Source organism: Streptococcus equi subsp. zooepidemicus (assembly GCF_015689395.1).
GTDB classification, from domain to species: Bacteria; Bacillota; Bacilli; order Lactobacillales; family Streptococcaceae; genus Streptococcus; species Streptococcus equi.
On sequence record NZ_CP065054.1, the window covers coordinates 1,226,152 to 1,249,456 of the forward strand.

Genomic DNA, 23,305 nt, shown 5'->3' on the forward strand with positions numbered 1-23,305 from the left:
TTATCCCCATTCCTCCTGATATAGTAATACGATCCCTGCTTGCTGCCATCTGGCAAGGATAGGCTCAATGTCCTTAGCCTCAAAAACGAGTGCAATACCACAATCCCCACCTCCCGAGCCTGATGATTTAGCAGCAGCATCAAGCCCTTGACAAGCCTTGACAAGCTGCATAAGCTTAGGGTGATAAATAACTGAAGCCAACCCTTGCAGCAGCTGACCCGCTTTTTCAATGCTAGCCTTGAGCCTTTTTCTTTGACCAAGTTGCAGGGCAGTCATCGCCTCCTGTGTGACCCTCTGGCTTTGCTCTAAAAACTGACAGCTAATACTCTTGTTAACCAGCTGAATCATCTCTCTTGAGATAGAAGGGACTTGGGTCCAGCCAACAAGAAACCAACAGGGCAGAGCAGGCTCAATAGTCTCAATCGTATACCCCCAATGTGCTGCCATTAGCTCTTTTAGGGTCATCTCGATCAACCATTGACCAACCTTACGCCTATCAAAGGAGGTATAAGCAACCAAGCTCTCATAGGCAATGCAGGCAATATCCCCCATGGAGCCATTATCTCCTGATTTAAGCAGGGTGTAAGCAGCCAGCTTAAAGAGCTGCTCTGGTAGCAGATGAACCTGATAAAAGGCTGCCAAAGCTCTTAGCGTTAGTACAACAACACTACCGCTAGAGCCAATCCCAAACTTTTTACCGTCACGCTCAAGCTTACCAGTAATAGACAAAGAAAAGGCTGGCAGCTCCCTAATATCCTTATCTATATATAAACTAAAGGCTTCAATAGAGGCTTGAATCAGCCTATAATCCTTATCCGGTGACAAATCAGCAGCATGGTCAAACATATCTGAGCTGATACTAACAGCCTCTGCTGCTTCAATGACAGCTGTCAGCATTATGGGAATATAGCAAATTAACGCCGTTTGCCCCGGCCTTAGAATCGCATATTCGCCTGTCAGATACAGCTTTCCTCCTGCTTGAACATGGTATTTAGACATCTGGTAATTCCTTTGTTTTTGAGGCAATGATACGATACTCCCTTTCAAAAAGGCGCGACAACCGCTCTAAGTCCTCTTCTAAACAAAGCACCTTGACATTTGGGCCAGCGTCCATCGTAAAATAGCAAGAATAGCCCTCTTGACGAAGCTCTTTGACCCTTAGCATGGCCTGATAGGAGGCCTCTGTTAAGTAAGAAAAGGAAGGACTAGCTGTTTTGGTCGTTGCATGCATGGCTAGAGCATTTGCTTCTGCCAGCTGACCAACTGCTGCAAAATCATTGTCACTAAGGGCACGTAGCATGGCCTGATAATCGCTTTCTGACTGGGACAGCCACTGGTCAAAGCTTGTTGAGGTTGTGCTGCAGCGCTTCATTCCTTCTCGACTCGAAATGGGCTTTCTAGCATCGTTCAAGACCAGCATAATCATCGCCAGCTTTAAATCTGTTTTGACCCTATAAATAGAGCCTGTATCCTTATCCCAAGCAGCAACAGGACCAAAAAAAGAGCGCGACGCAGATCCAGAGGCAAACTTGGCCTTTTGGGCAAGCTCTTCTTGACTTAGCTTAGCTTGAAAAAGCTGATTACAAGCCTTTACCAGGGCAGATAAGCCACTAGAGCTTGAGGATAAGCCTGCCGCAGTTGGCATGCTGTTGCTTGCCTCAACCTTGACAAAAGCCTGATCCTTCTGACGGAACTGATCCAAAATCGCAGTAATCTTAGCATGCTCCTTGGCGTCCTGCAAGACACCATTGATATAGAACTGATCTCCCTTTGCTGAGGGAGGTAAAAAAGAAAGACTTGTTGTTGTGTACATGCCTTCCAAGGTCAAAGAGATACTAGAGGTTGATGGGATCATCTTAACCTCATCTTTTTTCCCCCAGTATTTGACAATAGCAATATTAGCGTAGGAAGTTACCGTTACAGTATTTGAATCCACGTATTTACAGCTCCCTCTTCTTTTAGTTTCTTACTGATTTGCTGAGCGTCTGTTACCCTTTCAGCTAATGCGATCATACACCCTCCTAAGCCGCCACCAGTCATTTTAGCTCCTAAAGCGCCAGCCTCAAGAGCTGCTGCAACCAGCTGATCAGCCTTTGCCACACTGACACCAATAGCCTTTAATGATTCATGTGCCTGTGTCATGAATCGTCCAATAGCTAGGCAATCGTTTGTCTTAATTGCTTGCTCAACAGCCTCTGTTAAACAGCCAAGCTTGGCTAAATGAGGAAGATTTTCCTCCTCAAATTGCGCCACCTTATTGACAGCCTCACGCGTATGCCCTTGAATCCCCGTGTCAGCAATAACCAAATAGGCATTCAAGTGAATATCAATGGTATCAAAACCAACATTTCTAATAAATTTGATGGCCTTATCACTGAGGCAGGTCTTAGCATCTAGGCCACTGGGATTGGTGTGAGCAATGATTTCCGCCTTATTCACCAGGATTTCCAAGAGCTCATCTGACAAGGGCTGCTGAAAATAAGAAAAAACAGCTCGAACAGCTGCAATCGAAACAGCTGCTGAGGAGCCCATGCCCCGCTTTTGTGGTACCTGAGAAATAATATCATAATGAATGAGCTCTGCCAAGCACCCCAAATGCTCCAAGGCTGCATAAACTGCCGTTGATAAGGGATCATAAAAATCAAAGGCTAAAGGTTTTGCTGCAGGGAAAATCCGGCAGGTCACTTCAATGTCTTTTAAGGGCAAGGCCAGCGCAGGGTAACCATAAACCACAGAATGCTCCCCCATTAAAATGATTTTGCTGTGTGCCTTGCCATATCCAATTGTCTTATTCATATCCTAAATCTTTTCGTCTACTTCATCAAAACATTCACCTTACTATTTTACACTAAATTGTTAAAAATTGCGATTATCTATCCCCTTTTAGACCGTTCTTATCTCATCTGGGAAATGGCTTTTTAAGGTGATTCCTCATCAATTAAAGTGTCCTTTAGCCCTGCTTCATCTACAAGCTGCTAAAGGTCAGACACAAAGCATAGATTGCTGACAGGCTGATCTCAAAACAAGCTTCGGTTAACAAGGAGCAAGTGCTGTACCTCAGATATCGTATCAATTACCTAACTCCGGTGAAGGAGTCAGACAAGTGCTGACTGTGAGGGCCTTCTCCTCAGCAGGACGACGCAAAAAACACTTCATCACAGCATGCTGTGATAAAGTGACATGTGATTTTGTTGACGCTGAGCCCTGATCCAGCCTCTTAAAAGCCTTAGAGGCTTAGACACAAAGCCTAAACGTTGTTCCTACTTCACAGACTACCACTCTTAGCATAATCTGGAAAAGGAGCTGTTTAGATAACTATCACTAGAAGGCATTACTGTACAGCCACCTTTTCTTGCAGCTTGGACATTTCAGCATAAATGCCTTGCTTATCCAGCAATTCTTGATGTGTTCCTCTTTCGACAATCCTTCCCTTATCCAATACTAGAATTTGATTGGCAGATTGAATGGTAGACAAGCGATGGGCGATGATAAAGGTTGTTCGTCCCTCCTTTAACACCTCCATAGCTTGTTGAATGATGTCCTCTGTCTCAGTATCAATGTGTGAGGTCGCTTCATCTAGAATCAAAATTTTAGGATCGGCAATCAATGTTCTAGCAAAAGCAATTAGCTGCCGCTCGCCACTTGAATAAGAGGAGCCTTTTTCATAGACAGGCTCATGAATGCCCTTTTCCAGACGAGCAATCATGGAAGAGGCTCCGACCTTTTCCAAAGCATCTAAAATATCCTGATCCGAATAGGCTGGATTTCCCATCGTGATATTAGAAGCAATCGTTCCTGTAAACAAATAAGGATCCTGTAAGACGATACCCATCTGTGAGCGCAGACTTTCTCTAGAATACTCCTGAATATTTTGCCCATCAACTGTAATGAGGCCTGATTGTACATCATAAAAGCGATACAGCAAATTCATGATAGATGACTTTCCAGAGCCAGTATGCCCTACTAGAGCAACCGTCTCCCCCTTATCAGCATGAATGGTAATATCAGATAAAACTGTCTTGCCATTTTCGTAAGCAAAATACACCTTGGTAAAATCCACAGTGCCATCTGTTAGCTCAATTGCTCGTGCTTTATCCGGCTCTGTCTGCGCCTCAAGCAGCTTCATTAGGCGCGTTCCTGTCGCTGTTGAGCGCTGAATATTAGGCAGCTGCCTAACCAGCATACTTAATAAATCAAACAAGCGCATCAAATAATTGATGTAAATAAAGAGCTTACCAACTGTGATACCTGATCTCCCTTGCAAGAACTGATAACCAATAATAGCTAAGATAGCAGCAATCATGCCATACTTTACCAATTCCGTCAGCGTCCATGAAGCAACTGACTCTGCAAAAATAATCCTATCATCAGCTGTTTTCATCTGGTGGATCTGCTCTTCAAATTCCTCTAAGATCGTATCCTCTTGATGATAAAGCTGAATAATAGAAACACCATTCATGGTTTCGTTGACTTGTGTATTGACAGCGCTCCTAGCCTGATAAAAATCCTTCATTGGCTGGTCAGTTAAGCTTTTATACAGCCATTGCATGCCATAAAAGAGTGGCATAATAAGTAGCAACAGCAAGCCTGACTTCACATCAAGGTAAATCATCACCACATAAATAAAAATAATTTGTGAAAGACTGACAATAATTTGAGACAAAAGGTTATCATAAAATTGATTCTTCAGGGTTTCAGTATCATTAACAATCCTAGTTGCAATCTTTCCTGCAGGCTGATGATCAAAATAAGCTATCGGCAGTCTCTGCATGACATCAAAGGCTCGATTACGCAGATTAGCAACGATCCTATTAGAGGAATAAACCAGCATTCGATAAGAGATATAACGCAAAACTGCTGTGATCACAATTAACAGCAAATACAGCAAGAGCAAGCGCTGAAGGCCTTCAATCGGTACCTCTTTTCCTCTAGCTATAGGGGTCAAGTAGCGGTCAATCGTTTGTTGCAACAATAAGGGAGCCATCTGACCTCCAGCTGTTGCCACTAGCAAAAAGCCTATTGCCAGGGAAAAAGCCAAGGTCACAGCTTTAATTTCTTTTATTAATTTTATAAATAGGGTCATCTTAAACCTCCTGAGCCTGCTGACGCTGGTACTGTTCATAATACCAGCCCTTCTGAGCTAAAAGTTGTTGGGGCTGACCTTCCTCTACTATCTGCCCCTGATCCAGAACAATAACCCAATCGGCATGCTGAATCGCAGACAAGCGATGGCTAACAATAAGTGTTGTCTTTCCCTTTCTTTCATCTTGAATGTGTCGAATAATATCGGTCTCTGTTCTAGCGTCAACTGCCGACAGGGAATCGTCTAAAATCAGCAAATCTGGCTGGGACAAAAAGGCTCTGGCAATCGAAATACGCTGCTTTTGACCTCCTGAAATAGACAGACCACGCTCTCCAATCTCAGTATCCAAGCCCTTTACCATTCCTTGAATATCACGCGTAAAGGCCGCAGTTTCAATCGCTTCCAAGATCTCCTCAGTCGTAGCCGCCTTTTTCCCCATAGCAATGTTTTGAGCGACCGTTTTTGAAAATAAGATATGCTCCTGTGGCACATAGCCAATCTGACGTTCAAGTGATTGACGCTTATAATCCAAGACACTACGATGATTAATCATCAGCTGCCCCTGCCCAAGAGGGTATTGTCTCAAAAATTGCCTGACAAGGGTTGTTTTACCAGAGCCTGTTTTACCAACAATCCCTAAGGTTTGTCCCTTTTTCAGGGTTAAATTGATCTTTTCTAAGCTAGGCCTAGAACTATTGGCATAGGTAAAGCTATAGTCTATAAAAGCAATCTGATCAAAGCTCTCTAACTCAAGCTGGCCATCAGGCTCCATATCATCACTTGTTTCGATGAGCTCATTAATCTTACCAAAAGAGGTCTTTCCTGTCTGATAAACCAAAATAAAGTCTGACAGCATGCCAAAGGGCTCCACCAAAGACACCAGATAAAGCTGCAGCGCAATGACTTGACCAAGTGTTACCTCTGAGCTTGCTATGAGCTGTAGGCCTACCATTAAAATGATTACTGTACTAATGGCAATCATGACGCTGTAAAGAGGAAAGTACAAGGCACGATACTTGGCCACCTGATTCCATTTATCTGCCAAATCCTGAGTCTTTTGAGCAAAATGAAGCGCCAAATAATCTTTTTTACTGTAAGCACGCATCACTCTAATGCCCTCAACGGTTTCTAGTACCTCATCACTAAGGCTTGAAATCGCCTCACGCGCCTCTTCAACCAAATGCTCTTGCTTTTTCGTCACACCATAGATCATCACCATCATAAGCAAAATAGGTACTATTCCTATCAAGGTCACCTTCCAAGAGATCAAAAACATGGTCGGAATAATAAAAGCAATCATACCACCAGCATATAGGACAATCATCAAGCCATAGCCGATAAGATCCATAAGTGCTTCGACGTCTGTTGAAAAACGCGTGATCATATCACCTGAGCGAAATTTCTCATAAAAAGGCGTTCTCATAAAAACAAGCTTTCGAAAGGCACGCTGCTGAATATCAAACTTAAAATGAACTGCCTCCTGAAATAAATGAAGATGCCACAAATAAGCAACTCCATAAGACACCACTGCCGTAGCTAAAAGAATGACAACATGCCTCACCAATGCCGCTGAGCTTAGCTGATGCCTTGACATCAAATCAACCAAGCCTTGAATAATCCTTGTTGGTATCACAAGCGAGGCATCATAGATCACCAAGGTAATTGCAATAAGGATATAAATCCATTTCTTTTGCCTAATATGTTGAACAATTAAGGTCAGCATCATATCCTCCATTTCTGAACTAACCTATTTCAAACTGTCTTAAAATAGGATTTTTGCACACAAAAAGCCCGCAATAAGATATCCTTCCTACCGCGGGCTTTATTATTTCTATTTAGTGAAACTAAAAGAAACTAACTGTTTTGGTTAGAAAGGAGACTATCGTAATAATGGTTAAATAGTTGAATGAAACGGTTCATTATTAATTTCTCCTTTCTTTTAATCTGCCTAACATCTTATCATAGAATACTGGGCTTGTAAAGCCTTTTTTGGATAGTTCTTCTATTTTTTTGCAAAAAACGCTTCCAATGTTTGCATTTTAAACGTTTTCAGTGATTAGCAAACGCTATCGTTGAATTTTTGTTAGCTTTTTTATTAATTTTTGTTGAATTCTCATTTAAATAATAGTACACTTAACTTGTGACAATACTTTAAACTATTTAGGAGCGTTTATGAAAAAGCATTTTGTTTTAAAAAGTAGTGTTCTTGGTGTCTTTGCCGGAGTTTCTATGCTAGTAACCGGCGTGCAGGCCGATCAGGTAGACGTGCAATTTATTGGTGTCAATGACTTTCATGGTGCCTTAGACACAACCGGCTCTGCCTACATGCCAGAAGGAAAGGTATCTAACGCTGGTACCGCAGCACAATTAGCTGCTTATCTGGACGATGCAGAGGCTGACTTTAAGCAAACAAGCCCAGATGGGACAAGCATTCGTGTTCAAGCAGGAGATATGGTCGGAGCTAGTCCTGCTAATTCTGGACTATTACAGGACGAGCCAACGGTTAAGGTATTCAACCAGATGGGCTTTGAATACGGAACCCTTGGGAATCACGAATTCGATGAGGGCTTAGCTGAATTCAACCGTATCATGACAGGCACTGCACCTGCTGAAGACTCAGCTATCAACGACATTACTAAGCAATACGAGCATGAAGCTTCAAATCAAACCCTTGTCATTGCAAATGTCGTTGACAAGGAGACCAACACGATTCCTTTTGGCTGGAAGCCTTATGCTGTCAAAGAAGTCCCAGTTAATGATAAGTCAGTCAAGGTGGGCTTTATCGGTGTTGTGACAACAGAAATTCCAAACCTTGTCCTAAAACAAAATTATGAACAATATGATTACCTAGACTCTGCAGAAACCATCGTTAAATATGCTAAAGAGCTCCAAGAGCAGCAGGTCAATGCGATTGTTGTCCTAGCTCATATCCCAGCAACAAGTGATAACGGGGTAGTTCATGATGAGATGGCAGCAGTTATGGAAAAGGTTAACCAGCTTTATCCTGAGCATAGTGTGGATATTGTCTTTGCTGGTCACAACCACCAATACACCAACGGTACCATTGGCACAACACGTGTCGTTCAGGCTGTTTCACAGGGGAAAGCCTATGCAGATGTTCGTGGAACACTAGACACTGACCTTAATGATTTTGTAGCCACTCCTGAAGCAAAGGTCATTGCCGTTGCTCCTGGCATAAAAACAGGCAATGCCGACATTCAAGCCATTGTTGATCAAGCCAATGACATTGTCAAAACCGTTACCGAGCTAAAGATCGGTACAGCAGCTACCTCTTCAACGATTTCTAAAACAGAAAACGAAGACAAGGAATCTCCTGTTGGCAATTTGATAACAACTGCCCAATTAACCATTGGCAGAAAAACCTTCCCTCATGTTGATTTTGCCATGACAAATAATGGCGGTATTCGCGCTGACTTGGTGGTCAAAGAGGATCAAACCATTACCTGGGGAGCTGCACAGGCTGTTCAACCATTTGGCAATATTCTTCAGGTCGTTCAAATGACTGGCCAACAAATCTATGATGTCTTGAACCAACAATACGATGAAGACCAAAAATACTTCCTTCAAATGTCTGGACTCAAATACACTTATACAGCTAATGAGGCTAACGATCCTTCAACACCGTTTAAGGTAGTAAAGGCTTATAAAGATAATGGTGAAGAAATTGATCCAGCAGCTCAATACACCCTAATCATCAACGACTTCCTATATGGCGGTGGTGATGGCTTCTCCGTCTTTAAGGATGCTAAGCTACTAGGAGCCATTAATCCTGATACTGAGGTCTTTATCGAATACATCAAGGACCTTGAAGTAGCTGGAAAGACTGTAAGTGCTGGTATTAACGGTGTGAAAACCTATGTCACTGCCAGTCTTGAAGGCTCTACTCAAAGTGATCATACCGGCAAGCACGAGATCATCAACCGCATCTTTAAGAATCGTGAGGGCAAGGTGCTTTCTACTGAGCTCGTCTCTGACCTATTTACGCCTGCTCAAAATGCTAATCCTGCCACAAGCATCAAGCCTCTAGCAGCTAAAAAGCAAGCTAATACGGCCTTACCAGCAACAGGAACAAGCCAGCATTCTGCTGCTGCCATGACAATCCTAGGACTACTAACCTTAACTGGTACTAGCCTTTTCAAGAAAAAGGAAGGCCAATAAAACCGGCTTAGCTATAACAGCAAAAACCGACTGTATCTTAAGCATACAGCCGGTTTTTTGATTATGTGACTTTTAGTTCGCCTCGCACCTGTGGAACAAGACAAATAAACCACCCATCTATGGACTGCCCTTCCAAAAGTTAGATAGAAACTCTAACGAATGGGGGGCACTTCAGTAACGGGTGGTCATGATTTAAATTAATATGCCCTCCAGATGATCCAGCTCATGCTGGCAGATCTGTGCCGGTAAGCCTGTCAATCTCAGGGATTTCTTGTGCCAATGTGTATCAAGATAATCAACCTTGATCTCCTGATAACGCGTTGTCCTACGTTGGCCTGTTAGTGATAGGCAGGATTCCTCTGCTTCAAAGGCTTCACGCTTAGCAGTTAATACGGGATTAAACATCACCAAATCCACAAAGCCCATACTAACAATAATAACCCTCTTGTTTTCCCCTATCATATTAGCAGCCAGCCCCAGGCAGCTATCACGATAATAAGCTAAGGTATCCTGCAGGTCTTGACCAATCCAAAGATCCTTTTTCGTTGCTGGCTGTGCCTTTTGCTGCAAGAAAAAGGTGTCCTTCACGATTTTTTTGATCATCAGCTTCTCCTTGATTTATTGCTCTAATCGGCATGCATTGTCTAGATGACCGATCATGTATCCTAACGTCATTGAGCTAAGACTAATGTGCTAACCCTACTGATATATGCAGCATATACCAGCCACAACTCTTAAACGATTCCCTGTGCTGACATGGCCTGAGCAACCTTGAGAAAGCCTGCAATATTAGCTCCCACCACTAGGTTGCCTTCTTGACCACATTCCTTGGCGGCAGCGGCTGCTTTTTGATAAATAGCCTTCATGATGTCATACAATCGATGATCCACCTCTTCAAAGGTCCATGCGGTACGTCCGCTATTTTGTGCCATTTCCAGCGCAGAAACTGCTACACCGCCAGCATTTGCTGCTTTAGCAGGTCCAAAAAGAACCCCAGCCTGCTGAAATTGCTCAATAGCCTCTAAGGTTGAGGGCATGTTAGCCCCTTCGACAACAGCTGTAACCCCATGCTCAATCAAGGCTTTAGCATCTGCCTCTTGTAGCTCATTTTGAGTCGCACATGGAAAGGCAAGGTCTGCCTTAATAGTCCAGATGGATCCCTCACCAGCCGGTGTAAACACAGCAGCCGGGTGATTCTCTAGATAGGTCTTGATACGCTCACGCTTCACTTCCTTGATTTGCTTTAGGGTCTCAAGATCAATGCCCTTATCATCATAAACGTAACCAGAGGAATCCGACACTGCTAATACCTTAACACCTAAGGCCTGCAATTTTTCCGTTGCGTAAATGGCAACATTTCCTGAGCCAGATACAATAGCTGTTTTACCAGCCAAGTCCTGCCCCTTAGCCGCCAGCATTTGCTGAGCAAAATAAACCACACCATAGCCTGTAGCCTCTGTGCGAGCCAAAGAACCACCATAAGCTAAGCCTTTTCCTGTCAACACACCATTCTTAAAGCCATTAAGACGCTTATATTGCCCAAACAAATAACCAATTTCACGACTTCCCACACCAATATCACCGGCAGGGACGTCAGTATCAGGGCCGATATGCCTTTGTAGCTCTGTCATAAAGCTTTGGGTGAAGCGCATGATTTCTAGGTCTGATTTGCCTTTAGGATCAAAATTCGACCCTCCTTTTCCTCCTCCGATAGGCTGACCAGCCAGGGCATTTTTAAAAATCTGCTCAAAGCCTAGAAATTTAACTATAGACTGGTTGACAGAAGGGTGAAAGCGAAGCCCTCCCTTATATGGGCCAATAGCTGATGAAAATTGCACGCGGTAGCCACGATTAACTTGAACCTTGCCCTGATCATCAACCCAAGGCACCCTAAAAGAAATCACACGCTCAGGCTCAACCAAGCGCTCTAATAGGTTTTCCTCGATATAATTAGGGTATTTCTCAAAAACAGGAATCAAGGAATCAAATACCTCCTTGACAGCCTGAAGAAATTCAGTCTCATGTGGATTATCCCTTTTGACCTTATCAAAAACACTGGCTACATAGTCTTTTGCTGATACCATTATATATCCTCTCGCTTCTTCATTCTATTTTAAGTATAGTCAATATTATAAATTTTCTGAATTTTGATGTCAAGCTTTTACTATGATCTAAAACAAATTAAAAGAGCCTTGGAACGATTCATTCCAAGACCCTAAGCTTTTTAAGACTGACTGTTCTTAAATTGACTATGATAAAGCTCATAATAGAAGCCCTTAGCAGCTAATAGGCTGTCATGATTCCCCTGCTCGATAATCTGACCATCCTTTAGAACTAAAATCTTATCAGCCTCTTGAATGGTCGATAAGCGGTGAGCAATAACAAAGCTTGTCCTGCCAACCATTAATCGCTTCATCGCCTTTTGAATCAAAAGCTCTAAACGTGTATCAACAGACGAGGTGGCCTCATCTAGGATTAGCAGCTTTGGATCTGCTAAGAGAGCCCGAGCAATGGTCAGCAGCTGCTTTTGCCCCAGGGAAATATTGCTAGATTCCTGATTCATCACCATGTGATAGCCACCTGGCAATGTCCTAATAAAGTGGTCAACATTGGCAGCCTTAGCAGCCTCGATAATTTGCTCATCAGTCGCCTCTAAATTACCAAAGCGCAAGTTTTCCTGAATGCTGCCCTCAAATAGCCAAGCGTCCTGCAGCACCATACCAAACTGGCGCCGATAGGCCTGACGTGACAGCTGACGAATGTCCTGACCATCAACTGTGATAGAGCCCTTATTCACATCATAAAACCGCATTAACAAATTAATAAGAGTGGTTTTGCCAGCTCCTGTCGGACCAACGATGGCGATCATCTCACCAGGCTTGACCTCTAAATTGAAATTTCTAATCAGAGGATTGTCTGCTGTATAGCTAAAATCAACCTGATTAAAGGACACCTGACCTGTTAAATCATGTTCTAAATGCTCTTTGGCAACAGCCATCTCATCAGTCTCATCAAGCACTGCAAAGATACGTTCCAAGGACGACTTGGCACTTTGCAGTGGACCTGCCAGCTGCGTTATGGTCTGAATGGGCTGACTGATTTGCCAAATGTACTGAACAAAGGCCTGCATGTTCCCGATTGTCAGGCGGCCTGCTATTACCTGTAGGCCGGCGATTAAGGCCACAATCATGTAAACAGAGTCTGAAATAAAATGCAAAACCGGCATCATGATCCCAGAAATAAAGCTGGCCTTAAAGCCTACTTCTTGTAATCGCTCAGTAATCTGATGAAACTCTTCTTTTGAGGTTTCTTCACGACCATACAGCTTTAAAATATTAAAGCCGGTCAAATTTTCCTGCACAAAGCCATTCATTTCTCCCAAAATATTAGCCTGCGCTTTAAAATAAGGCTGTGATTTTTTTAAAACAAATCGAGAAGCAGCATATATCAACGGGATAGCGATAATCACAACAGAGGCTAGGGGTGCATTAATATACAAGACCATGCCAACCACCAAAATAAGGGTAAAAAAGGCGTTAACAATCTGTAAAAAGGACTGCTGTAAGGCATTAGAGACTGTCTCAACATCAGAGGTAAACCGGCCTAGCATATCGCCGAACTGATGCTTATCAAAATAAGACACAGGGATACGATTAATTTTTTGACTGAGGTCTCGACGAAGATCACGAATGCCTGATTGCACAGCCCTTGTCATAAAATAGTTTGAACCATAAGAGCCTAACTCGTAAACAAGGGCCCTAATGATATAGAGAGCTAAGAGAAAGGCGATATAGGTTTTATTAACGCCTGCACCAGAGACTCCCTTTGCTATGTCTAGTAGGTTTGCAGACAGCTCTGTTATCACCAAGCCAAGAACAAAGGGCTCTAAGACACTCATCACAGCACTCACTATTTTTAAGGTAATGGCAGTTATCAGTGAGAGCCTATAAGCACTAAGGTAGGTCCAAATTCTTCTAAACACATGCTTTTCAGTCATTAATCCCCCTCCTCTTTTGTCATGTCTTCTTTGTTTAGCTGAGAATTAGCGATTTCACGATAGATGGCATTGCTTGCGAGCAATTCCTCATGCGTGCCTCGGCCGACAATTTCTCCCTGATCCAGGACAATGATTTGATCAGCGTCCATAATCGTGCCCACCCTTTGAGCCACAATTAAGACCGTTGCATCTTGCGTCACCTCTTTCAGTCGTCTGCGCAATTCAGCATCTGTCTTGTAATCTAGGGCAGAAAAGGAATCGTCAAAGATATAGATGTCTGGCTGCTTGACCACTGCTCTGGCAATAGACAGGCGCTGCTTTTGCCCTCCTGATAGATTACTGCCGGCCTCAGCTAGATGGGTTTGATAGCCCTTTTCACGACTGGCAATAAAATCCTTCGCTTGGGAAACCTCTGTTGCCTGCTCAAGCTCACTATGGCTGGCATCTGACTTACCATATTTTAGGTTTTCCTCAATGGTTCCTGTAAATAGCAGGGCTTTTTGAGGAATAAAGCCGATTTTAGAACGCAACGCTTTTAATTGATAATCCCTGACATCAATGCCATCAACCAAGATTCTCCCTAAGGTCACGTCATAAAATCGTGGGATCAGATTAACCAGAGATGATTTTCCTGAGCCTGTCGAGCCGATAAAAGCAATGGTCTCTCCTGGCTTAGTCTTAAATGAGATGTTATGTAAAACTGGACTTTCCGTTTCACCCGGATAGGCAAAGGTCACATTATCAAATTCTAGGTAACCACGTGTTTTAGACGCTGTTATACCGTCTTCATTTTTAGAAATCGAAATCGGCATATCCAGCACTTCCTTGATACGCTTGCTTGACACTGCTGTTTTAGGGTACATGGTAAAGAGGTTGGCAAACATTAAAAATGAAAAAAGAGCATGAAAGCTATATTCGATAAAGGCCACCAAATCACCAATCTTAAACTGCCCCCTTGCCAGGGGATCCAAGGCAAACCAGACAATCCCCACAATCATCGCAATGATAATTTGTACAAATAAGGGCTCTGTTAAGCCTGTCAAGGTAAACAGTCTCTTTGAGATACCAGAATAATGATCATTGCGCTTATTGAAACGCTCCTCCTGAAAGCCTTCTCTTGCAAAGGCTCGAATAACTCTCAGACCTGTCAGGTTTTCACGCACCAATTGGTTGATGCGATCAAGGCTCTCCTGCTGCTTTTCTGATAGGGGTCTTGTCTTTACCGCAACATAAAGCACCACAATAACCAAAAAAGGCATGGCAACAGCCACAATCCAAGCCAATGATGGACTGGTTAAAAAGATCATCACCACTGAAAAGATCATCATCAAAGGAGTTACGACACCCAGCCTCAAGGACATTTCAGCAAATTGCATCAAGACAAAGGCATCATTTGTTATCCGAGTAACCAGGGAGGCTATGCCAATTTTTTCATATTCCGAATGCGAATAATCCTGCAAGCAGCTATACATGTCATTACGTAAATCCTTGATCATGTTGGTGGTTAGCTTACCCGAAGCATAGGATAAAATCACCCGTCCAATGACACCTAAAAGTACGATAATAAACATCATCAGAGCCCAAAAATAAAGAGCTCTTCGATCCTGCTGCATAACGCCTTGATCAATCATACGAGCCAATATTGTTGGTAGCCCCAGGTTGACCAGAACAAATAACAAGCCGCCCACAATATCCAAACAAATCCACTTAGGTCTTGTTTTTAAATAGGACCAAATTAAAGACATTCATTTCCTCCCAAATAATAGTGATATGAAAAGAAGCGCAAGCTAGCACTTCTTTTTGTCTATAACTAGTTTAACACAAAAATATGAAATTGACACATAATTAATTATTCTTCTAATTCGCTTAGGTAATCAAAGCGCTCATAGGCTTCAAGCAGCTCAAGATTCCGCTGATCCAGCTCCTTTTGATATTGTGCCAATTGGTCGTAATCACTTGCCGCTCTGAGCATTTGCTCCTCAATAGTAGCTATTTGTTGCTCGATAGCAGCTAGCTTTTCTTCAATAGCTGCCCATTCCTTTTTCTCAAGATAGGACATTCTCTTTTTAGAGGTGACCTGATGGTCAGTGCCAGCTTTTTGCTCACTGACAGCAGGCTCTATGACCTCTGCTTCAAAAGCCTTTTCATCTAAATAGTCGCTATAGTTACCATAGTATTCTCTGATAGCTCCATGCTCAAAAGCCAATACCTTTGTTGCAACCTTATCCAAGAAATACCGATCATGACTCACTGTAATGACCGGCCCAGCAAATTGAGCTAAAAAATGCTCCAACACTGTCAAGGTTGCAATATCCAAATCATTGGTCGGCTCATCCAGCAGCAGGACGTTGGGCTTTTCGATCAAGAGCTTTAGCAAATACAGTCTTTTTTTCTCCCCGCCTGATAGCTTAGCGATTAAGGAGCCATGACTAGAACGCGGAAAAAGAAATTGCTCCAAAAGCTCACTGATGCTAGTGGTGCCAACACTGGTCTTGACCTCATCTGCCACCTCCTGCAAATAGCTAATCACGCGCTTGCTGCCGTCCATATCCTTGATTTGCTGTGAAAAATAACCGATACGGATCGTCTCGCCAATCTCTAGCTGACCAGCTGTTGGTTTTAAGTCACCAGTCATCAAGCTAAGCAGGGTGGTCTTTCCAGCACCGTTAGCTCCAACAATTCCGATACGGTCCTTATTTTGAATAATCAGGTTAAAATGCTCCATAATGGTCTGATCACCATAAGCAAAGGAAACCTCTTTGAAATTAATGACCTTCTTGCCAATACGACTGGCTTCAAAGGCCATATCTAATTGATCTATAGGCCTTTCCTGATGAAGGTCCTTTTTTAACTGTTCAAAGCGGTTAATTCTGGCCTGCTGCTTGGTCGCACGCGCCTGTGGCTGTGTCCTCATCCAAGCCAGCTCCTGTTTATAGAGCTGCTTTTTCTTATGCAAATGAGCTGCTTCGCGCTCGTCTTGCTCAGCCTTCAGACGCACATAATCCTGGTAATTGCCCTGATATTCAGTCACATGAGCCTTATCCAATTCAAAGATACGTGTGGCTATACTATCCAAAAAATAGCGATCATGTGTAATAAACAGAACGGTTCTTTTAGAGGTCCTTAAATAATGGCTTAACCAAGCGATGGTATCAATATCCAAATGATTGGTCGGCTCATCTAGCAGTAACAAATCACTGGCCCCAAGTAAGACCTGAGCCAGCTGTACCCGGCGTCTCATACCACCGGACAGATCACCCACTCTCTGATCCAGATTAACAATACCAAGCTTTGATAAGACCGTCTTAACCTCACTTTCGATCGACCAAACATCTAATCGATCCATCTCAGTCATCACCTCTGCCAGCTTTTCCTGATTGCTGTCTGAATAGTCTGCCATTAACAGCTCATATTGGCGAATCAGCTGCATTTCCTTTAATTCTAAGGAAAGAACAGTATCTAAAACAGACTGATCATCATCAAAGTCCGGCTCCTGCGTTAAATAAGATATACGATAGTCATTTGCCTTTGAAAAAGGTGAGCGGTCACCATCAAAGCCTACCTTTTCAGAAATAACATCAAGCAGCGTTGTTTTTCCTGTCCCATTGACACCAATAATGCCAATGCGATCACCAGCATGAATAATAAAGGAAATATCCTGAAAAACGGTCTTATCTCCAACAGACTTCGTCAGATGTTCAACGATAAAATCACTCATTTAGTAGTTCCCTTCTAACAAAAGCCTCAATATGATCTCTTTGATTGGCTAAACGCCCTTCTACAATGGCCTGCTCAATCTGATTTAAGAGCATTCCCAACTGTGGTCCTGGCTTCATTCCAAGCTCACGAATCAGATAAGAGCCATTGACCACAATATCATGCTTATCATGGATCGTCAGCTCCTGATACAAGCTCTCAACACGCTTGGCCTCACTGACCAAGCCCTGTGCCTGTCGTAAATCGTCAACGAGTAAAGCCAAGTCCTTGCCAAACGAGTAAATATCCCATTTTTCTAGCTGTCTTTCTTGGCGAATCTGATAAAGAGAGGCCATCATCGTAACCCTACGCTGAAAATCATTAGAGGTTTTCCAAGCCTTTAAAAAGGCTTTAGGCTGATCAAGCTCCAGCATAACCAGCAAATAAGCCCAAGCCTGATGATTGTCCTGAAACACATAATCCGCTGCTAAGGTTTTCAGGTACTTTTGCAGGGCTTCTTCCTTGCCCACTAATCCTGGCAGGTAGTTAAAGGCCTGACACGCTATCATAGCTAAGATACCTTTACGCCATTTGGGAGCCATTAAAAGCTTATCAAGCTCAATAAAAGAGCGCTCAATAGAAATCTTCTCCAGCAAGGGAGCATGGCTTTTCATTGCTTCAAAGGTCTCAGCCTCAATATCAAAATCTAAGCTGGCAGCAAACCGAAAACCTCGCATAATCCGCAGGGCATCCTCCTCAAAGCGCTCCTGAGGCCTGCCAACAGCTCTTAGAAGCTTATGCTTTAGATCCTCTAAGCCATTAAAGATATCAATAATCTGTCCGTCCTCATCTAAGGCAAGAGCATTGACAGTAAAATCCCTTCGTTTTAAATCCTCTTCCAAGGACCGAACAAAGGATACCTGACTAGGGCGTCTATAATCCACATAAACGTCCTCAGTTCGAAACGTTGTGATCTCATATTCACTGCCATTTTCTAAAACAAGCACTGTGCCATGCTCAATCCCAACATCAATCGTTCTTGGGAAAATAGCCTTTGTCTCCTCGGGATAGCAGCTGGCAGCTATATCAACATCATGAATCGGCCTGTTTAATAAGCTATCCCTCACACTTCCACCAACAAAATAGGCCTCAAAGCCAGCCTGCTTTATTTTTTTCACTATTGGTAAAGCCTTCTGAAATTCAGAAGGCATTGTCATTAATGTTATCATGTTCTAATCTACCACCTAAAGGCTCCTAGAGCCTTGTCATATGCTTCTCGTTAAGGGCTGTCATATCAAGCTCAGCTTGGTAATTGGCAAGTCGCTCCCTTTAGACAAGAGGCGTTATTCCAAAAGCAACTGCTCCTTCTCCAAGATGGGCTGCAATCACTGCACCAAAATGAACCTCCTCAACAGGGCAGGTATAGCCATTATCTAGCAAGAGCTGCTTTAAGGTATCAGCCTTATCCTGCGCTCTGGAATGGATAATTGATACCTCGTACTGACCACTATCTGTCAATTCCTTTAAGATGTCAACCAAGCGCTTCATGGCCTTTTTTTCCGTTCTGACCTTTTCATAGACGACAATCTTTCCTTCACTGTCAAAGCGAAGAATTGGCTTGATGCTGAGCAAATTCCCCAGCAAGGCAGAACCGTTTGATAAGCGTCCTCCCTTGACCAAATGATTCAAATCATCAACCATGATAAAGGCTGTGGTTCCAGCGATTTGCTCTTCTAGCTTATCCATAATCTCTGCAAAGCTCAAGCCTTGCTGAGACCACTCTAAAGCATTTCTAACCATGCTTCCTAAGGGCGCTGAAGTGATTTTACTATCTGGAAAAGCAATGGTCAACTCAGGGTGCTCTTCGATAAGAAATTGAATATTTTGCCAAAATCCTGAAATACCACTAGCTAAGAACAAGCCAATCACATGAGTATAGTGCTCAGCAGACAGACGACCTAGTAGATCATCTAATTCAGAAAGACTGGGCTGACTGGTTTTAGGTAGCTCTTGAGATTCTCTCATGCTTTGGTAAAAGGCTTCAATGGTCAGGTTCTGCCCTTCGACATAGCTTTTGCCATCAATGATTACAGGTATGTCTAATACAAAAATATCGGCACGCTTCGCTAACTGCTCTGGAAGATGAGCTGTATTATCAGTTATTATTGCTAACTTCATTAACTTTTAAACTCCAAATTAATACCAGGACGATCCAAGGCAATTTCTGTTACTTCGTAGGTCAAGCGCTTCACCATGTCTAATAATGGAGCAGCCAAGGATTCGACCTCCTCTTGTGTAAATTCACTAGGCTTATCCACCAAGCGTCCTAAAATACGAACCATCTGTGAAATCACACCACTAATCACAAACTCTTCCTTGACAATGACAAATTGTAAAACAGAAACAATAGTTGTCTCTTTATTTTCCACATCTTTATTAATCAACTGAAAGGTTACTTCAAAGTTCGTTTCCGGTGTTCCGTTTTCTTTTTCCCATTCTAAATTTCTGGCGTCATAATGGTACTGATTGACAAATTCTTTTTCACGTACTAATTGCATGATTTCGTTCTCCTTAATGGCGATATGACCCATTATAGCATAGATTTGACGAATATTAAAGTAGACTTAAACCAGTATTTTGGATAATTTTTTCCAGACCTTGTTACTTCAATAAATAAGCCTGCTTTTTGTCACCCAACCAATCTCCTAGAGCAAAAAAACACTCCAAGGCCAGATGGTTACCCATGCTTTGGAGTGCTAAGTGAGCTAAGTCATTTTTCTATTGTTTAGTAGCCCATTCGTTGTGCCCATGCCTTATCAACAGCAAGAGTTTCAGTATCTGTGTAGCTCTTGCGGTAAGGATTCCAGACAGAGGTCAAAGAAGAAGCCGCAGCAAGTGCTTCTTGTGCCTGATTATTCACAGTATCATAGGCTGTTAGGCCGTAGGTCTCAATGATGTTGTTTAATTTCCAGTTATAGCTAGTATCTGTAGCATACAAGCCTGTTAGGGCTGCTGTAGCGTCCTGATAGGACAAGGTATTTGACCTTCTAGCGCCTGCATAAATATCTGAGCTAAGCAAATTAGCGTAATCATATAAGGAATCAGCAATTGTCGGATAAGCTCTAAAGGCTTGGTCAATGTAGTAAGTATTACCAGCCCCATCATCTTCCCATGTTGTCATCGTCACTGATGACCCATTATAAGCGCCTTTAATACCAAAAAAATTATAATAAGGTGCCTGACTTAAAGCTGATTTACCGTTAGCTGATTCTAAAATAGCTTGAGCAATCATAACCGAAGCATACAAGTCTCTTTCCTGAGCAATGACACTAGCAGTTGCTCCAATCTCTTCAATAAAGGCTTGCGTTGACGACGTTGAAACAGTCTCTGCTGAGACATCTGATGTATTTTCTGACTGTCTAATTGAACTATAAGCACCTAAGCAGGCTACTAGAACAAAAAGACTGATAAGTGTAAGCTTACCTTTCTTTTTTGCCATTTATCATCATTCCCTCTTTTTTTGATAAACAAATTATAGCATAGAATGCTCATAAAAAGACTTATCCACAAACAATTTAATCATATTGATAACTTTTGTCTTTAAATCGAAATATTTTAATGTCAAAAAGACTTGGCAAGTCCATAAAGCGAATGCTTTTAATGATCTTTTACGTCTTATTTGCTATATCGCCTTGTAATAGCTTCAATACCTTTGAAGAGTTGCTACATCTGCTATTGTTCTTTAGCTTCTGTCTGTTAGTATTTTCCATTTAACCGCCTTTATTTTTCAGGTAAAGAAAAAACAGTAAACCATTTTAATTTACTGTTTCTTGAACTGTTATGTTATAGCTTGTATTTAATTGTTTTACTTCGATAAACTGGAATTTATATATCTATATTAAAGGAATTCATAAGTTCCCCAAAACACTCAACTTTTCCAGAAGAAAAGTATTTATACCATGCTTCAATAGTTTGATGAGAATATAGTTTTAAGTTTTCAAAGATATATCTTGCCCAAAGTAAAGAACCTGCTGAGCTTGCAGTAATTAGATTTTTATCCATAACCGCAAGTGTATCTTTATAATATTTCTCTCCTTGGTATTTATCACTTCCTTGTAAGAAAAACAATGCATTACTTGTATGATAATACGAATTTAAAATTCCATTATTTGCTAAACCTAAAGTAGCACCACAAATAGCAGCTACTAATATATTCTTTTTAAGAAACGAATTAGCAACTTCAAGTATCGGTTGATTTGACTTTTCCTGCCAAGTATCTCCTCCAATCAATAATAATGCTCCAGCTTGTGTTTCATCAATTTCCTCTAAAGTAATATCTGGAACAATGGTAATTCCTCCAGCAGTTTTAATTGCTCTCTTAGATACTGAAACAGTTTGTAATTCATATTTTAACGCTCCCGCCATTTTTTGTAAGGTCAAGCCTTGTAAGAAATATCCATTCTCCCAATCTGCCATTGTATCTAATACATATATATTTTTTTCATAATGCTCCTCTAATTAATAATTTACAACTTCTAATTTGGTTAATATCTTTTCCCATATAAACTTTTTGCTAAATTTGTATATTTTCTTATAAAATCTGTTTTTGCCTCAGTATATCCATCTCTATCATGTTCAAATTCTTTCCAAAGCGATAGTTTTAAGATTTCATATTCTTTTCCTATTTCCTTATGCTCATTCAAATAATCTCTAAAATACAGCTCATCATTATCTCCAACAATTCTAATATGAAGATGGAATACTTTTTCTGCAAATCCATGTTCTGTGTATCCCTTATTTAATATAATGCGGGTTTCAGTCATATTCATACAAAGCCAACCATTATTTATGAGAATATTTTTAACAATATCTAAATCCGCCTTGTCATTTACTTCAACCAATATATCCACAATATTTTTTGCCCATACTTCTAATATAGCTGTACTGCCGATATGAGATATTCTTTTTATAATTTTACTCGGCACTGCTGATAATATTGATTTCTTTTCTTCTTCATACCATTGTATCCACCCTTTATTATGTTCGACTAAAAAGATTGGAAACAGTTTCCAAAGCTCTTTTAAGCTCATTTCCTCCAATTTTTTATTCATTCACAACCTCTACAATTATCAATATATTTAATATTATACCATTTTTAAGCCCTTTTTCTATATCAGCTTTCTGTGGCACTTGACGGTTACCTATAAAGTTAAAATACACATCTACTTGTTGTTTTCTGTCTATGCCTTTTCTTCCTCCTGTTGCTTCATTGACGACAACTTTTTCTATATACTCATTTATCATAGGTACTGTCAGTTCTTCAATATCGGTATATTTTTCTATCATTTCTAGGAATTTATTGGTGTCAACTTTTCTCTGATGATAGCTTTCTATTTCTTGTTCAAAATACTGTATCTGCTTTTCTAAGTCTTGTTGCTCCGTACCATAGGTATTAAACAATCTATCAAAGTGTTTTACAGGAATTTTCCCAAGTGCGTGGTCTTCATACAGCTTTGTAATGAGGATTGTTAATTCTTCATTTCTTGATGATAATTTTTCTAATTTTGATTTATCCTCTTGATACTTTTCTTCTCTTTTTTCATCGGATAGCTTATTCATCACTTTTAGAAATTCTTGCTTTTCTTCCTTTGCCTTTCTTCGTTTCTTGGTTTTGTAATCAAGGCATATTGTTTTACCAAGTGAGATTAATTCCTTTAGATCAGTCATGCTGGAGGTAGCTACCGTATGGGAGCGTCAAAATAAGTCAGCTGATAATCCCCTATAATACGATTGAGCTTTTCGCCATAGCTAGTATCTGTGGCATATGTACCTGTTAAACTAGCGGTGGCCTGCTGATAGCTTGTATGAATGCCTCGGTGAGTAGGGCGATAAAGCGGGTCACTCAAAACCCTAGCATAATCCTCAAAGCAGGCTGTTAAGCTGCCATAGGACCGAAAAGGAGCGTCAATTTGATAAAGGTTGCCTTGGCCATCATCTTCCAAGGTAGGTAAAATAACTGATTTTCCTTTATAGCTTCCTTTGATACCAAAAAAATTATAATAGGGCTCTTGACTTAGCTTAGATTGACCATTTGCTGACTCCAAAATAGCCTGTGCCATCATGACTGAGGCATAGAGCTTGTTTCGCTGCGCAACCGCCTGAGCGGAATGACTAATCCTACTCACAAATAGCATGGTTGAGCTATTGGCATGAGGCTTAAGGTGATCCTTAGCTGACGCTAAGGTCCAAAAGCTAAGCAACATGCTACCTAAAACAATACCAGCAGCCAGCCAAGAGCTAGCCTCCCTGTGGCTTCTTCTAGCTTTCCTCCTCTTCAACAGAAATATCCT

Annotated in this window: 18 protein-coding genes and 1 pseudogene; 1 reads left to right on the plus strand and 18 read right to left on the minus strand. The window is 41.6% G+C overall.

Going from position 1 to position 23,305, the window contains the following annotated elements:
- From I2432_RS05840 to I2432_RS05860, 5 genes are all read right to left on the minus strand, one after another.
- On the minus strand, positions 1 to 999 hold the full coding sequence (locus I2432_RS05840; protein ID WP_206152503.1) for a phosphomevalonate kinase: 999 nt from the start codon (positions 997 to 999) through the stop codon (positions 1 to 3).
- Positions 992 to 1,936, minus strand: a complete 945-nt coding sequence (mvaD, locus tag I2432_RS05845; protein WP_196819636.1) for a diphosphomevalonate decarboxylase — start codon at positions 1,934 to 1,936, stop codon at positions 992 to 994. Before mvaD ends, I2432_RS05840 begins: the two co-directional genes overlap by 8 nt.
- On the minus strand, positions 1,918 to 2,796 hold the full coding sequence (gene mvk, locus I2432_RS05850; RefSeq protein ID WP_206152502.1) for a mevalonate kinase: 879 nt from the start codon (positions 2,794 to 2,796) through the stop codon (positions 1,918 to 1,920). The genes mvaD and mvk overlap by 19 nt, the downstream gene beginning before the upstream one ends.
- Before the next feature lie 535 nt (positions 2,797 to 3,331).
- Positions 3,332 to 5,083: an ABC transporter ATP-binding protein gene (locus tag I2432_RS05855; RefSeq protein WP_206152501.1), complete on the minus strand. Its 1,752-nt coding sequence runs from the start codon at positions 5,081 to 5,083 to the stop codon at positions 3,332 to 3,334.
- A 1-nt stretch (position 5,084) separates the two neighbouring features.
- A complete protein-coding gene (locus I2432_RS05860) occupies positions 5,085 to 6,806 on the minus strand; it encodes an ABC transporter ATP-binding protein (protein ID WP_206152500.1) in 1,722 nt (573 codons plus the stop codon).
- Between the two features lie 449 nt (positions 6,807 to 7,255).
- On the opposite strand from I2432_RS05860, the gene I2432_RS05865 reads away from it, so the two are divergent.
- Positions 7,256 to 9,262, plus strand: coding sequence for a surface-anchored 5'-nucleotidase (locus I2432_RS05865; RefSeq protein WP_206152499.1), 2,007 nt, complete (start codon positions 7,256 to 7,258; stop codon positions 9,260 to 9,262).
- Positions 9,263 to 9,454: 192 nt separating this feature from the next.
- Here I2432_RS05865 and I2432_RS05870 read toward each other — a convergent pair whose 3' ends face one another.
- The 13 genes and pseudogenes from I2432_RS05870 to I2432_RS05930 form a co-directional block, all read right to left on the minus strand.
- Positions 9,455 to 9,865: a peptide deformylase gene (locus tag I2432_RS05870; RefSeq protein WP_012677877.1), complete on the minus strand. Its 411-nt coding sequence runs from the start codon at positions 9,863 to 9,865 to the stop codon at positions 9,455 to 9,457.
- Between the two features lie 131 nt (positions 9,866 to 9,996).
- Entirely contained in the window at positions 9,997 to 11,346 is a 1,350-nt protein-coding gene (gene gdhA, locus I2432_RS05875; RefSeq protein ID WP_206152498.1) for an NADP-specific glutamate dehydrogenase, read from the minus strand.
- 140 nt (positions 11,347 to 11,486) lie between these two features.
- Positions 11,487 to 13,259 carry an ABC transporter ATP-binding protein gene (locus I2432_RS05880; RefSeq protein WP_206152497.1) on the minus strand — a complete coding sequence of 591 codons (1,773 nt, stop codon included), beginning with the start codon at positions 13,257 to 13,259 and terminating at the stop codon, positions 11,487 to 11,489.
- Entirely contained in the window at positions 13,259 to 15,004 is a 1,746-nt protein-coding gene (locus I2432_RS05885; protein ID WP_206152496.1) for an ABC transporter ATP-binding protein, read from the minus strand. The genes I2432_RS05880 and I2432_RS05885 overlap by 1 nt, the downstream gene beginning before the upstream one ends.
- Positions 15,005 to 15,108: 104 nt before the next feature.
- Positions 15,109 to 16,977, minus strand: coding sequence for an ABC-F family ATP-binding cassette domain-containing protein (locus I2432_RS05890; RefSeq protein ID WP_206152495.1), 1,869 nt, complete (start codon positions 16,975 to 16,977; stop codon positions 15,109 to 15,111).
- Entirely contained in the window at positions 16,970 to 18,181 is a 1,212-nt protein-coding gene (locus tag I2432_RS05895; RefSeq protein WP_206152556.1) for a CCA tRNA nucleotidyltransferase, read from the minus strand. The genes I2432_RS05890 and I2432_RS05895 overlap by 8 nt, the downstream gene beginning before the upstream one ends.
- A gap of 103 nt (positions 18,182 to 18,284) precedes the next feature.
- Positions 18,285 to 19,133, minus strand: coding sequence for a DegV family protein (locus I2432_RS05900; protein WP_206152494.1), 849 nt, complete (start codon positions 19,131 to 19,133; stop codon positions 18,285 to 18,287).
- Positions 19,133 to 19,513, minus strand: coding sequence for a DUF1149 family protein (locus I2432_RS05905; protein WP_037580974.1), 381 nt, complete (start codon positions 19,511 to 19,513; stop codon positions 19,133 to 19,135). The genes I2432_RS05900 and I2432_RS05905 overlap by 1 nt, the downstream gene beginning before the upstream one ends.
- Before the next feature lie 227 nt (positions 19,514 to 19,740).
- A complete protein-coding gene (locus I2432_RS05910; protein ID WP_043039022.1) occupies positions 19,741 to 20,454 on the minus strand; it encodes a glycoside hydrolase family 73 protein in 714 nt (237 codons plus the stop codon).
- Positions 20,455 to 20,840: 386 nt separating this feature from the next.
- Positions 20,841 to 21,449 carry a DJ-1/PfpI family protein gene (locus I2432_RS05915; RefSeq protein ID WP_231148567.1) on the minus strand — a complete coding sequence of 203 codons (609 nt, stop codon included), beginning with the start codon at positions 21,447 to 21,449 and terminating at the stop codon, positions 20,841 to 20,843.
- A 50-nt stretch (positions 21,450 to 21,499) separates the two neighbouring features.
- Entirely contained in the window at positions 21,500 to 22,066 is a 567-nt protein-coding gene (locus I2432_RS05920; protein ID WP_206152492.1) for a GrpB family protein, read from the minus strand.
- Positions 22,059 to 22,607 (minus strand): annotated as a pseudogene (locus tag I2432_RS05925) (DUF4368 domain-containing protein); the annotation flags it as partial. The pseudogene I2432_RS05925 and the gene I2432_RS05920, both read right to left, overlap by 8 nt.
- Positions 22,608 to 22,693: 86 nt before the next feature.
- Positions 22,694 to 23,293, minus strand: coding sequence for a glycoside hydrolase family 73 protein (locus tag I2432_RS05930; RefSeq protein WP_206158663.1), 600 nt, complete (start codon positions 23,291 to 23,293; stop codon positions 22,694 to 22,696).
- Positions 23,294 to 23,305 lie beyond the last annotated feature (12 nt).